10 protein-coding genes are annotated in these 13572 nt (G+C 58.2%); 9 read left to right on the top strand and 1 reads right to left on the bottom strand.

Annotated features, from left to right (window positions below):
- Positions 1 to 32: 32 nt before the first annotated feature.
- The 9 genes from VL202_RS25850 to VL202_RS25810 all read left to right on the top strand — a co-directional run bounded on the left by VL202_RS25850 (position 33) and on the right by VL202_RS25810 (position 10765).
- Positions 33 to 1181, top strand: coding sequence for a GNAT family N-acetyltransferase (locus VL202_RS25850; protein ID WP_325466920.1), 1149 nt, complete (start codon positions 33 to 35; stop codon positions 1179 to 1181).
- A gap of 10 nt (positions 1182 to 1191) precedes the next feature.
- Positions 1192 to 2031 carry a MurR/RpiR family transcriptional regulator gene (locus VL202_RS25845; RefSeq protein ID WP_325466919.1) on the top strand — a complete coding sequence of 280 codons (840 nt, stop codon included), beginning with the start codon at positions 1192 to 1194 and terminating at the stop codon, positions 2029 to 2031.
- A gap of 413 nt (positions 2032 to 2444) precedes the next feature.
- Positions 2445 to 3737, top strand: a complete 1293-nt coding sequence (locus tag VL202_RS25840; protein ID WP_325466918.1) for a sugar ABC transporter substrate-binding protein — start codon at positions 2445 to 2447, stop codon at positions 3735 to 3737.
- A gap of 56 nt (positions 3738 to 3793) precedes the next feature.
- A complete protein-coding gene (locus VL202_RS25835; protein WP_325466917.1) occupies positions 3794 to 4666 on the top strand; it encodes a sugar ABC transporter permease in 873 nt (290 codons plus the stop codon).
- Positions 4666 to 5475 (top strand): carbohydrate ABC transporter permease, encoded by an 810-nt coding sequence (locus tag VL202_RS25830; RefSeq protein ID WP_325466916.1) that lies wholly within the window; start codon positions 4666 to 4668, stop codon positions 5473 to 5475. Before VL202_RS25835 ends, VL202_RS25830 begins: the two co-directional genes overlap by 1 nt.
- The gene (locus tag VL202_RS25825) at positions 5472 to 6572 is read left to right on the top strand and encodes a sn-glycerol-3-phosphate ABC transporter ATP-binding protein UgpC (RefSeq protein WP_325466915.1); all 1101 of its coding nucleotides are present in this window, start codon (positions 5472 to 5474) and stop codon (positions 6570 to 6572) included. Before VL202_RS25830 ends, VL202_RS25825 begins: the two co-directional genes overlap by 4 nt.
- Positions 6573 to 6583: 11 nt before the next feature.
- On the top strand, positions 6584 to 7339 hold the full coding sequence (gene nagB, locus VL202_RS25820) for a glucosamine-6-phosphate deaminase (RefSeq protein WP_325466914.1): 756 nt from the start codon (positions 6584 to 6586) through the stop codon (positions 7337 to 7339).
- Complete coding sequence (locus VL202_RS25815; RefSeq protein WP_325466913.1) at positions 7336 to 8874, top strand: putative N-acetylmannosamine-6-phosphate 2-epimerase; 1539 nt, start codon at positions 7336 to 7338, stop codon at positions 8872 to 8874. Before nagB ends, VL202_RS25815 begins: the two co-directional genes overlap by 4 nt.
- Before the next feature lie 178 nt (positions 8875 to 9052).
- Entirely contained in the window at positions 9053 to 10765 is a 1713-nt protein-coding gene (locus tag VL202_RS25810; protein ID WP_325466912.1) for a GMC family oxidoreductase, read from the top strand.
- Positions 10766 to 11024: 259 nt separating this feature from the next.
- Here the strand turns inward: VL202_RS25810 and VL202_RS25805 are convergent, their stop codons facing one another.
- Complete coding sequence (locus VL202_RS25805; protein WP_325466911.1) at positions 11025 to 13232, bottom strand: methyl-accepting chemotaxis protein; 2208 nt, start codon at positions 13230 to 13232, stop codon at positions 11025 to 11027.
- Positions 13233 to 13572 lie beyond the last annotated feature (340 nt).

Genomic DNA, 13572 nt, shown 5'->3' with positions numbered 1-13572 from the left:
CGTGATTTTGGCGGCAACTTTCAGGACGGACGATGGGCAGGCGCAATGCTGATAGCAAAGATATCGATTTCATCGTGACGGCATACGCTTCGGCGTTCGCTTTCAGTCGCGCTCGAACCAGCGAGTACATCGAAAACACGGGCCTCGAAAATTTTCACATTATCGACCAGGGCGAACAGCCGGCGGCCGTCTTTGCTTTGATCGAGACTGGCCATTGGTTTGGCGGCAAGGCAGTCCCGGCGTGCAATATAGCCCATGTCGCAATCAGCCCGGAGCATCGCGGCAGCGGACTTGCGGCAACAATCCTTGACGTGGCCGTAGCGGAAGCTTTGAAGCGTGGCGCTGCCATTGCAAGCCTGTTTGCCTCAACGAGGCCGTTATACCGGAAATACGGTTTTGAACTTGCGGGCTCCGAGGTCGTTTACGAGGCCGATACGTCCGAGCTCTACAAGATCAAGGATGCCTTTCAGTGCAGCCGTGTGACTGGCGGGGATATTCGTCCTGCGATCGAGCCGATCTATCGCCAGCACTGCCAGGTTCAAGAAGCTGTCCTGGACAGGAAGGCTGCTCACTGGAACGTACTGCTCCATGCATCCGGCGACGAGGTTTCCACCTTCGTGTTTGAGCACGAGGGAAAAAAAATCGGATATGTTATTCTGGACACCGGCAATCCCGATTGCCTGGTCCTTCGTGATTGGGCGGCGCTATCGGGGAATGCCACAAGGCAGATTCTGAAGTTTCTCGGCACGTTCTCAACCGTTTATCCGCGCGTCCGCTGGCATGGTGCGCCGCAAGATGCCCTGATCTTTTCGATGCCCGACAAGGGGTGGCGGCTGGTCCATCAGGAAGAATTTTTGATGCGACTGCTCTCGCCGATAGACGCTTTGGTCGCCCGAGGATATCGCTGCGGCACAGCCAGCCTAACGATCGACGTTCTTGGGGACAATCGCAAACGTTCCCTCCTGCTCGCAGTGGAAAATGGATCCGCCACCTGCGAGGAAGTCAGTATTGGAAAAGCTGATATCACTGTTGGTCAAGCGCAGTTTGCCACGCTATTTTCTGGTTTCCGGTCAGCCTATTTTCTTGAACGGGCAGGCTGGATCAAAGGCGATTCCGCGGCGATAAAGCAGTGCAACGATATTTTCTCCGGTTCACCTCCCTGGGTCGGGGAGCATTTTTAAGGAAAGCGCCTTGGATCAGGCACAACACATGGCGCTTATCGCCAGCATTCGATCACGCGCACCAAACATGACACGTGCGTTGCAGCGTGTCGCGCACTACGTGCTCGAAGACCCTCAGGCAGTGCTCTACAAGAGCATCACCGAGCTTGCCGAGGATGCAAGTTCCTCGGAAGCCAGCGTTATGCGCTTCTGTCGGGATCTCCGTTTTTCCGGCTTTCAGAACTTCAAGCTTGCCCTGGCACAGGAACTGGCGACCCAGACCCAGCCAGATGCATCCAGCACCCATGGCGATACGGTCATCGACCTCATCACGACTGCGCGCATAGCGCTCGACGAGACCGAAAAGCTCCTGAACCGTCGCACGATCGAAGCTGTCGCCAACGAACTCCTGAAAGCCAGTCACATCGAAATTTTCGGTGTGGCTGCATCGGCGATTACCGCGCAGTACCTCGAGTACAAACTGGCCCGGCTTGGGCTGAAGTCTCACATTCCCAGTGATGCCCATCTCGCCACCATGGCTGCCGCCACTTCGAGCTCCTCGGATGTGTTCTTCCTGGTATCGAACTCTGGATCGACGATCGATACCGTCAAAATCGCTCAACTCGCCCATTCCCATGGTGCTCGGGTTGTCGGCATCACCAGTCGTGTGAAAAGCCCGCTGGCAGCCGTCTGCGATTACCTTCTCATTGCATCATGGCCGGAAACACCGCTGACCGGCGGTGCGTATCCATCGAAAATAAGCGAGTTGTTGATCGTCGACGCGATCGTTTCCTACATCACCAAAGCAGCTCCCGAGCGCCTGGATATCATCCGGGAGACTGCGCAAAGCGTGACGGACCGCGCCATCTGACACCCTCTATCGCCTGTCCGTAACGCGGCCTGTCGATGCTGAATTGCTTTTGGCGGAAATTTTCATCTAAAAAAATATCTTGACGAATTATGTCGTTGTTCGTAGCTTCCCGCTAACAAACAAGGGGGAGGCGACCAGTGACGAACATTCTCGAAAACCTGCAAGCGGCGCGCGTCGTCTCCCGAGAGACGGCAGAGGCAAGCCCGCGCCGGTCGACTGAACACACGGTTGTGCTTGCTCGCACAGCAATGTTGGGCGCCACCACGGCAGCCCGCATTGAATGCTCATATGAAGTCCGGTGCGATGACGGCAGCCTTATTCGCTCTGCGCAGACCAGGGAGGTGCTGACGCTCTAAGCCCAAGTCCGATCAGGAAATCGAACGTAATTCATTGAAGTTGAAAAGGGGAATGATATGAAAAGAAGACACCTACTTGCTTTGACGATCGCACTGTCGGCTTCGGCCGCCGTCCCGGCCTTCGCTCAGGACGCGGCTAAGCCATATGACGGAGCGCAGATCTCTGTTCTGATGGAAGGTCACCCGACGACCGATGGTATTCAGGCATTGCTGCCGGAATTCACCAAGGAAACCGGTATCGAAGTCCAGCTCGAAGTCGTGCCGGAATCCGACATCACCGCGAAGATGCTGCTCGAGTTCTCGTCCGGTTCAGGCCGTTACGATGTTGTCCAGAACAACATCATCTACATTCCCGGTTTCGTGCAGGCGGGCTATATCGATCCGGTGGACGAACTGGCGACAAAGCTGCCGACATATCTCGACAAAGCGGACTTCGTCCCGGGCTACCTTAATACCAACGTCATCGACGGCAAGCTCTACGGTCTGCCCGTTTACGGCGAAAGCACCTTCCTCATGTACCGGAAGGACCTGTTCGAAGAGTACGGAATTCGGCCTCCCAAGACGTTCGATGACGTCACGGCGGCAGCCAAGACGATCAAGGAAAAGTCTGACGGCAAGATCGCCGGCATCACCATGCGTGGCGCTCAAGGCATCCAGAACGTCTACGTCTGGGCGGGCTGGCTCTGGGGCTATGGCGGCGAATTCATTTCCAGCGACGGCAAATCGGCTCTCGACTCCGACGAGGCGGCAAAGTCTCTCGATGCTTTCGCGAATGTCCTGCGCAACTACGGCCCGGTCGGCGTCGGCAACTTTGGCTGGGAAGAAAACCGGGTTCTCTTCCAGCAGGGCAAGGCCGGCATGACCATGGACGCCACCGTCAATGGCGCGTTCAACGAGGATCCTTCCATTTCGTCGGTGGTGGGCAAGGTCGGCTATGTTCCAGTCCCGGCTCAGAGCGACAAGCTGAAAGGCGGTTCGTCCTCTCTGGCCGTACATAGCCTGTACATCACCAATGCCTCCGCACAAAAGGAAGCTGCGTGGTTGTTCGCCACCTGGGCAACTGCCAAGGAACAGCAGATAAAGTCCTTTAGCATCGCGCCGAACTCGGGCGTAAGCTCGCAGGCGGCGTTGAATTCGGACGAATTCAACAAGCGTTACGGTGCTTTCAAGGAAGCCATGCTTGCATCGATCGCCAACGGCAATCCGCAGTATCTGCCGACGGTGCAGGCCGCAAACGAGATCATCAACAATGCCGGCATCGCTGTATCGAAAGCAGTTGCCGGTACGGCTTCTGCCAAGGATGCTCTCGCCGAAGCCAATGAGGCCAATGACGCAGCGCTCGCGCGTTAATGGAAAAGACGCCACGTCCGGGTAATCCCGGACGTGGTCCAAAATTGGGGATCGCCATGTCCAGAGACGCAACGAAACTATTCTATCAGCCAGTTATTGCCTTTTTCGGTGCCGTCTCGGTGGTGATCACCATCTACGTGCTATGGCTGACATTGCACAATATCAGCCTGCTGCGCCCTGGAAGCGAACAGTTCATCGGATTGCAGAACTACACCCGGCTTTTTTTCGACAGCCGTGGATTGAGTGCGCTTTGGAGGACCGTTCTCTTCACGGTTTGCGCAACCGTCATCGAGCTTGCGCTCGGTCTGGCGATAGCCTTGCTCCTTGACAAGGAGTTTCACGGCAAGAAAATCGCCCGTGCCATCATGCTGGTGCCAATCGTGATGACGCCGATCGTGGTCGGCCTGACCTGGCGCTTCATGTTCGACCCCTCCAGTGGAATGGCGAATTATCTCCTGTCGCTGGTCCATCTTGGCCCGGTGGACTGGCTCGGCAATCCGAGCGTCGCAATCTTTTCGGTCATGATCGCCGATGTCTGGCAATGGACGCCGTTCGTCGTGCTTTTGACCATGGCATCGCTCGAATCGCTGCCAGGTGACCCGCAGAATGCTGCACGCGTCGATGGCGCCAGAGAGTGGCAGGTCCTGTGGCACATAACACTGCCGGCGCTGCAGCGCGCCCTGCTCGTGGTTGCACTCATCCGCGCGATCGATAGCGTGAAGACCTTCGACATCTTCTATATCATGACCCGCGGTGGCCCTGCTCTGTCGACGGAGACGCTCAATCTTTACGGCTACATCTCGGCCTTCACGAATTTCGACATCTCCTACTCACTCACGATCGCGATGGTCCTGACGATCTTCACCAACGTCGCCCTGCTTCTGCTTTACAATCTGGCCTTCAAGGCCCAGGCGAGGGGAGCCGCATAATGCGCAAATTCATCTTTTACGTCGCGATCGCCATTCTGTTGATCGTCGTTCTCTTCCCCCTCTATTGGGTTGTCGTGACGTCCATGAAGACGACTAAGGATGCCTTTGCCATCCCTCCGGTTTGGCTTTTCGAACCGACCTGGGAAAACTACCATCGCATTCTCAACAACGGCAGCTTCATACGCGCCTTCTTCAACAGCGTGATTATCTCCTTCGGTGCCAGCTTTATCGCGGTGACGATCGGGGCATTGGTTGCGTATGGCCTGGTGGCACAGGACGAGCCGGTCCGCCGGAAGAACGAGAAATTCGTGCTGAGCCTGCGTATCGCGCCGCCGCTGATTTTCATCATCCCGACATATTTTCTGGCCGCACAACTGAAGCTACTCAACAACCATTGGGTCCTCATAGCGGTCTATGCGTTCATCAACGTGCCGTTCGCAATTTCACTGCTCATCACCTTCTTCGAGGACGTTCCGCGTGAGCTGCGAGATGCTGCGAAGGTGGACGGCGCAAGAGAGCTGACGATCTTCTGGAACGTGTTCCTGCCTGTTGCCAAGGGGGGCATCGTCGCAACGCTCATTCTTTGCGTTCTGTTCACCTGGAACGAATTCTTCGTCGCTCTGGTCCTGACTGGACGCGATACCCAAACCCTGCCCGTAAGTATCACCTCGTTCCTGACGTTCCAGGGCGTGCAATGGGGACCACTTACTGCGGCTGCCACACTCGTTATGCTGCCGATGCTGGTGCTTGGCATGCTGGTTCAAGGACAGGTCGTACGCGGCATGTCTCTCGGAAGTATCAAAGGATGATCGGCATGAACACAGCCATCAAGCAGTCACTGTCTCTGCGAAATATCACCAAATCCTATGGTGCCTATCCGGTACTCAAGGGTGTCGACGTCGAGGTCTCCGAAGGCGAGTTCATTGTCCTGCTCGGCCCCTCCGGATGTGGCAAGTCGACTTTGCTGCACGCAATCGCAGGCCTCCATCCGATAGACTCGGGCGATATCGTTATCGAAGGTCGCAATGTCACCGACATCCCGACACGAGAGCGGGACGTCGCAATGGTGTTCCAATCCTATGCGCTCTATCCGAACATGACCGTGGCGCAGAATATCGGCTTTCCACTTCGCATGCGTAACCTGTCTCGCGAGGAGATCGGCCGGAAGGTCGGCGACGTCGCGCGGCTGCTGCAGATTGAAGCACTTCTGGAACGCAAGCCGCGCGAATTGTCGGGAGGGCAGCGCCAACGCGTTGCAATCGGGCGCGCATTGGTACGCGATCCCAAAGTGTTTCTTTTCGACGAGCCGCTTTCCAATCTCGATGCGACCCTGCGCGTAGAGACCCGAGCCGAGATCAAGAGGCTGCATGAGCGTATCGGCAAGACCATGGTCTACGTAACCCATGACCAGATCGAGGCGATGACGCTGGCAACGCGCATCGTCGTCATGAACAAGGGCGACATTCAGCAGATCGGTACGCCCTTTGAGGTCTACCACAAACCGGCAAACATGTTTGTCGCACGGTTTGTCGGCTCGCCTTCGATGCAATTCATCACTGGCCGGCTGCTCAAGGACGAAGGCGGCGTTCGCTTCACGGATGGGAAAGACTGGACGCTGTCGCTGCCATTCCCCGATCTGGCCACAGACGCGAATGCAGAGGTCATTCTGGGCGTCAGGCCAGAACACATCAAGTTGGTTTCGTCCGATCAGGACGGCCACGATGCCTTGGTCGATCTGGTGGAGTCTACTGGGCCGGAAGACAATGTGACGCTTTCTGTCAACGGTCAAAAGGCAACGGCGCGGCTTGAGACTGGCAGCACGAAAGCTGGTCAAACGGTCAGGGTACAAATCGCAACAGGCAAGGTTTCGCTCTTTGATGCGACGAGCGGAAACCGTCTGAATTAAACGGAATATCAATGAAAATCATCATCAGGGATTCGGCTGCGGAAGCTTCTGCAGCCGTCGCGGATATGCTTTTGCAGCAAATCGGCGAAAAACCGGACAGCGTGCTCGGTCTCCCGACCGGCGGCACGCCGCTTGCCGTCTATGCGCGCTTGAGAAGCGCGTATGACAGCGGGCGCGGTTCCTACAAATCCATAACGACCTTCAACCTGGACGAATATCTGGGGCTGTCGGCGGACGACCCCGCGTCCTACGCTTACTACATGCGTGAAAACCTGTTCGTCCATGTCGATATCGATCCGGACCGCACGCATATCCCCAACGGGTCCGCACCTGACGCCGATGCCGAAGCCAAACGCTACGAGGCTCTCATCACAGCCTGTGGCGGCATCGATCTCATGCTGCTCGGTCTCGGCCGCAACGCGCATATCGGCTTCAACGAGCCCGGATCGGCCCACAACTCGCGTACGCGCCGTGTTGCGCTGAACGCTTCGACGATAGCGGCCAATGCGGCATATTTTGCGCCCAATGCCGAGCAGCCTGCTCATGCCATCACCATGGGTATCGGAACCATTCTGGAGTGCCGAAGGATCGTTGTGCTTGCAACCGGCTCGGAAAAGGCCGCCGCCGTGGCGGCAAGCGTGAAAGGCCCATCGGCGGACATTGTACCTGGCTCAGCCTTGATCCGGCACCCCAACACCACATTCGTCTTGGACAAAGCCGCAGCGCGAGACCTGGAACGCGCGCGAACATCGGAGCTTCAGGTATGACACGCAATGATATCGACAAGAGCCCTGCCGCGTTGAAGAACACTCTGACGAATGCACTGATTGTTTCGTGCCAACCCGTGCCAGACGGTGCGATGGATGACAGTGTCTTTGTGGTCGGGTTCGCATTGGCGGCGCTTTCGGCAGGTGCTGCAGGCCTTCGCATCGAGTCGGCGCGCTACGTCGCCGCTGTTCGCACCGCAACCGACGCTCCCATTATCGGCCTGATCAAACGTGACCTCGACGATAGTCCGGTCCGCATCACGCCCTATCTCGACGATGTCCAGGCCCTGGCAGACGCCGGCGCCGACATCATTGCGTTCGATGCAACGAACCGCGTGCGCCCTGTGAGCGTTGAAACGTTGGCGCAGGCTGTGCGCGATGCCGGAAAGCTCTCCATGGCGGACTGCAGCTGCGTCGAAGACGCGCGCCGCGCGCTGGCAGCGGGCGTGGATTTCGTCGGCTCGACAATGTCCGGTTACACCGGCGGTCCGGAGCCCGTCGATCCTGACATCGAGCTTGTTACCGAACTTCGCAAACTGACGCCGCACACCATCGCCGAAGGTCGCATCCGTACGGTCGAGCAGGCGCAGGCTGCAGCCCGCGCCGGTGCATCTTGTGTGGTCGTCGGCTCGGCCATCACCCGAACCGAACATGTGACCGCCTGGTTTCGCGATGCCCTGAATGAGGTTTACGCTCCGGCGCCGGTGGCGCTTGCCGTCGATCTCGGCGGCACCAAGATCATGGCGTCGCTGGTGCAGGCGGGAGAAGTGCTCGATACGGTTATATTCGCAACCGATCGCAGCGAGTCACCGGAAGGTTGGCTGACGGCGATCGTCGAAGCGACTGCTGGCTGGAAAGGGCGATACACTGCGGCAGGCATTGCGGTCACCGGCGCTGTCCGCGACGGCAACTGGCGAGCAATGAACAAAGCGACACTCGACATCGAGGGCGAGTTTCCGTTGCAAGCGAGGGCGGCCGACCGTCTGGGCGTGCCCGTGGTCGTTGTCAACGATGCGCAGGCCGCCGCGTGGGGGGAATTCAAAGCAACCTCCAACCGCTCCGATCTTGTGTTCATCACGGTATCGACCGGACTTGGTGGCGGCATCATTTCAGGCGGGCATCTGCTGCGGGGCGTGGCCGGCCACTTCGGTCAAATGCGCGGTTCATCCGACAAAACGTTGCCTCTCGAAACCCGGGTCTGCGGACCCTGGATTGCAGCAGAAGCGAAGCGGCTGGGGCATGCCCTAGAACCAAGGGACGTTTTCACCGCAGCTGTTGCTGGTGAAGATTGGGCCGGCGATATCATCGATGGTGTCGCCAAACGTTTCGCGCACCTTTGCTGCGAGATACAGCTGGCGATCGATCCGGCGCGGATCGTCGTTGGCGGAGGCGTCGGCCTGGCCACGGGCTTCCTGGACAGGGTACAGGCTGCGATTGCAGCCATTGGCCCGGCGGCCAGACCCGAACTGGAGGCGGCAACCCTTGGGCCAAAGGCAGGGATTGTCGGGATCGCAGATCTGGCAATCTCAAAATAGAATGTGAACGTCCGGAAGGGAAACACGAACATGTCGAAAGTGCATAATCAGCTGGCCGCTGGCGTGTTCGCGGCCTTCGCGTTCGCGGCTGTTCGCAACGAGGATTCTGCGCGTCCACGCCAGAGTTCCGGCCGAGACAAAACCAGATTCACTCAATCAGTTCGTTAGAGACAGTAAGATGATAGTACAGAACAGCATTCATGCGGATTACATCATTGTTGGAGGAGGGTCGGCGGGTTGCGTGCTAGCCTCGCGGCTCTCCGAAGATCCTGCTGTCAAGGTTATTCTGCTTGAGGCAGGCCTCGACGCCTCCCGTCCCGAAGACTTTCCGGATCTCGCCAATCCCTATCCCGGCATCGCCTATTCCAATCCCACCTACACCTGGAACTTGAAAGCGACTTACGCATACACGGGCTCTAACCGACCTGAAGTGAAATCCTCCCGCTACGAACAGGCCCGCGTTCTGGGGGGCGGCTCGGCGATCAACGGGATCGGCGCCAACCGGGGTGCTCCACACGATTATGACGAATGGGGTGAGATGGGCGCCGAGGGCTGGTCCTGGGCCGAATGCCTTCCCTATTTCAAAAAGCTCGAGCGCGACCTCGATTTCGACAACGAATTGCACGGCAGAAGTGGGCCGTTCCCGATACGCCGTCGCGGCGACGTGCTCTGGACTCCGTTCACGAGGGCGATGTTCGCCATCTGTGAACGCCGGGGCATTCCGTTTCTGCCGGATCAGAACGGTGTGTGGCAGGAAGGCATGTTCGAGACTGCTGTCAACATGGACGAACACGCACGCCGGGTCAGCACCGCGTGGGGCTACCTTACTCCCGAGGTGCGGCGCAGAGCCAATCTTGAAATCCGCACAGAAACGACAGTTTCTCGGATCCTGGTCGAACAAGGCAAGGCAAAAGGCGTCATCGCCGTTCGCAATGGCGTCAGCGAGACGCTTGCAGGTAACCGCGTGGTGCTGTCGGCGGGTGCTCTCGCCTCCCCCGCGATGCTGATGCGCTCAGGTATCGGTCCCGCCACCCATCTCGTCGACTGCGGTATCGACGTCGTCCGCGACGTGCCGGGCATCGGACAAAACCTTATGGAGCATCCATCCGCCGGGCTCGTGCCGTTTCTGAAGCCTGCCGCCAGGCAAATGGGGACACCGGATTATCATATTCCGCTCGCTTATCGCTTTTCGTCCGGCCTCGAAGGCTGCCCGCAAGGCGACATGCACATGAACTTCGTCACACGTGCTGCCTGGCACTCTGTCGGACGCCAGCTGGGTTCGGTTTTCTTCTGGGTCAACAAGTCATACTCCCGTGGCCAGTTGCTGCTCGATCCATCGGCTCCGGACGGCGCGCCGCGCGTCGACTTCCGGATGCTGTCGGACCGCCGCGACCTGGTGCGCCTTGCCGACGCCTTCGAGCGGGCTGTCAGCCTGACCTCCGATCCCAGTTTGAGCCAAGTCGTCTCCGGTGTATATGCCGGCGGCATGTCCGAGATCGGCAAGCGGTTCTCGAAACCGTCAGCACTGACATCACTGGTGACAAGCATCGGCGCGGTCGGGCTGGACGCCATCGGCAGCCTTCGCAACAAGGTTTTGCCCTACATGCTGTCCAACTACCAGGACCCGCAGCGTATCTCCGCCAAGCGCGCCGATCTGGAAGCCTACATATCCGAGGTCGTGGGTGGCGTCTGGCATCCGGTTGGCACATGCCGTATGGGCGCAAACGGCGATCGCATGGCGGTAACCAATAGTTCCGGTAAGGTGCGAGACATGGAAGGCCTCTATGTCTGCGACGCGTCGCTCATGCCAAGCATACCCTGCGCGAACACGAACCTCCCTACGATAATGATCGCCGAAAAGATTGCAGATACGCTCAAAAGCAGGATTTAGGGCGTGTCCAAGCAGACAGTAATGGCCGAGAGAAGCCGCCCGAAAATTCGTCGCCCAAAGACGGTTTAGAGTGTCATTTCGCCCCGACGGGAACCGCCGCCCCGATCAGGGAAATTTTTCGCGGCGTTCAACGCCAACAAGCCGGATGCGGCGGCTTTCCGTGTGCATGTTTGGGCGGCGTCGGAGATCGCAATATGATCCTCGCCTGATCCGAAAGATGAAAACGCAGCCGTCGAAAGCTCAACGGCTGCGTCAGTGACTAGGCAGCGGCGCGAACCCCGCGCTGGACGCCGGTGGCCGTGCCCAGCTCGAACTGGTTCAACAACTGGTTCAGCGCCTGGACTTCCATGGCCAGCGCATGGCTTGCGGCTGTCGTTTCCTCGACCATGGCAGCGTTGCTCTGCGTGTCCTGGTCCATCTGATTCACCGCCGTATTGATCTGCTGCAGACTCGAAGACTGTTCCTGCGCGGATTCGACGATCGCGCTGACATGCTGGTTGATTTCCTGCACTTCCGCCACGATGGCATCAAGCGCCTTGCCGGTGTTGCCCACCAGCTGAACCCCCGCCTCGACCTGCTGATTCGATGTCGTAATGAGCGCCTTGATCTCTTTTGCGGCATTTGCCGAACGCTGGGCGAGTTCACGCACCTCCTGCGCGACAACCGCAAAACCCTTACCGGCTTCTCCCGCGCGTGCCGCTTCAACGCCAGCGTTGAGGGCAAGAAGATTGGTCTGAAATGCAATCTCATCGATCACGCCGATGATGTTGGAAATCTGACCGGACGAATGCTCGATCCGCTCCATGGCAATCACCGCCTGACGCACGACCTCACCGGAACGCTCGGCACCAACACGGGTGCGGCCAACGAGCTGACCAGCTTCATGCGCCCGCTTTGCAGCATCCTTCACGGTTGTGGTGATCTCTTCGAGGGCAGCAGCCGTTTCCTCGACGGCCGCGGCCTGTTGCTCGGTGCGGCGCGCCAGATCGTCCGCCGCCGACCGGATTTCGTTGGCGCCGGCATCAATGCCGCGGGCATTGTCCGATACGCGCACAAGAGCGTTCTGTAGTTTCTCAGCGGAACTATTGAAGTCGTTGCGCACTTCATCGAATTGCGCAACGAAGGGCTGCTGAATGCGGTAAGAAACGTCACCGTCCGCCAACCTGGCCAACGCACGGGCAAGATTGTCGACGGCGAACTTGATATCGGCAGCCTCCTTGGCTGCGTTGCGGTCTCGGGCGATGCGTTCGTCTTCGCTGAGGCTGCGGTTCGATTCCGCCTCCTGCTCAAGCCGCGCCTTTTCCCGATTGTTTTCCAGCAACACCTCCAGTGAACGAGCGAGATCGCCAATCTCGTCGTTGATTTGGCTGTCCTTCAGGGTGAGCTGAAGTTCTCCCTGCGCAATCCGCGCCGTCTCGCCAATGACATTCGAGATACGCCCAATGAAACGACGCGCGATCAGCCAGCCAGCCAGCGCGAGCAACACTGCCGCCAGCACGATGGTCACGGCTGCATCTCTCATCATCGTATTCATCTGCGCGAAGACCGTGCTCTTCGGCACAGAGACGATCGCATACCACGTCATGTCCGGGGTCAGAGCCACCGGCGAGGCAATCGCGAAATGGGGTGATCCGTCCTGCGCGATGATCTCCTTCTCGATACCCGGACTCGCAATCAGCTGGTCCCAGCCGGCCGTTTCCGCGCCACCATCGGCGAGACCCTTGCCGATCAGTGCCGCATTCGGATGACCGATGATCTTGCCTGCACCCGTCACGAGGCTGATGAAGCCCGTTCCCATGGGGTGAATTTTCGCAAGCGCCTTACTCGTTTCCTGCAGCGACAGATCGAGACCCGCGACACCGACAGTCTTGCCATCGATGACGATGGGTTTGGCAACTGAGGTGATCAACACGTCCTTGCCATCGATGGCATAGGGATAGGGCTCGATCACAACCGTTTTCTTCTGGGTAAAGGGAAGTTGGTAATAGTCGCCCGGTCCGGCGGTCGCGTAGTCGGTCAATGCGGTATTGCTGATCTTACCGTCACCGCCCCGTACCCAGTAGGGAACATAGCGGCCGGTCGAATCATAACCCGTCATGTTGACGAAATCGGCGTCCTTGCCATCGAAGGCATTTGGTTCCCATCCCGTCCAAAGGGCGAGCACATCAGGATTGTTCTCAAGCATGTGCCGGATGACCTGGTCGGCCTTCGTGCGGTCGACATCGCCTGCCTGCTTCATGGTCTCTAGTACTGATCCAAGTCCGGTTACAATATGTACCGTCCCACCGATGTTCTTTTCTGATGTCAATGCTTCCGCCTGAGCAATTTGGCGCATGTGCTCCAGACTGCTGCTTCTCGCGTCCTCATAGGCACGATAAAAAAGAACGGATGACGCCGCTATTGTTGCCGCAAGGCCACAAATTGCAACCGCAAATATATTCCGCCCGGTCGTCGACTTGAATAGCATTTTACCCTCTACTTTACTCCAACCGGACAGAGCCCGGCATCCCGGACAAAAGGTAAAATTTTATCTTTAACAAAGTACCCTATAGGCTCTCCGACTTCGCCAACCAGTTCCCGCTTATCTGCGACTTGGGGCGGGCAAGCCCTATAGCTCGATGACGTGACATCTCCCTTCACTATTCCGACCAGCGCGTGCCACCAGGACGGAGCGCGGCGCCTCTTCATGCAACGGCGATGCAATGCAATCGGCGACACTCATAATACATGCCCAGAAAGGACACTTTGACCTCTTGCGAACATGCGCATCAATGCTCCTCCCACACACCCCTCCGGCTCTTCCGAAG

Source organism: Pararhizobium sp., from assembly GCF_035497515.1.
GTDB lineage: Bacteria > Pseudomonadota > Alphaproteobacteria > Rhizobiales > Rhizobiaceae > Pararhizobium.
This window is presented reverse-complemented; position numbering and strand designations above follow the sequence as displayed.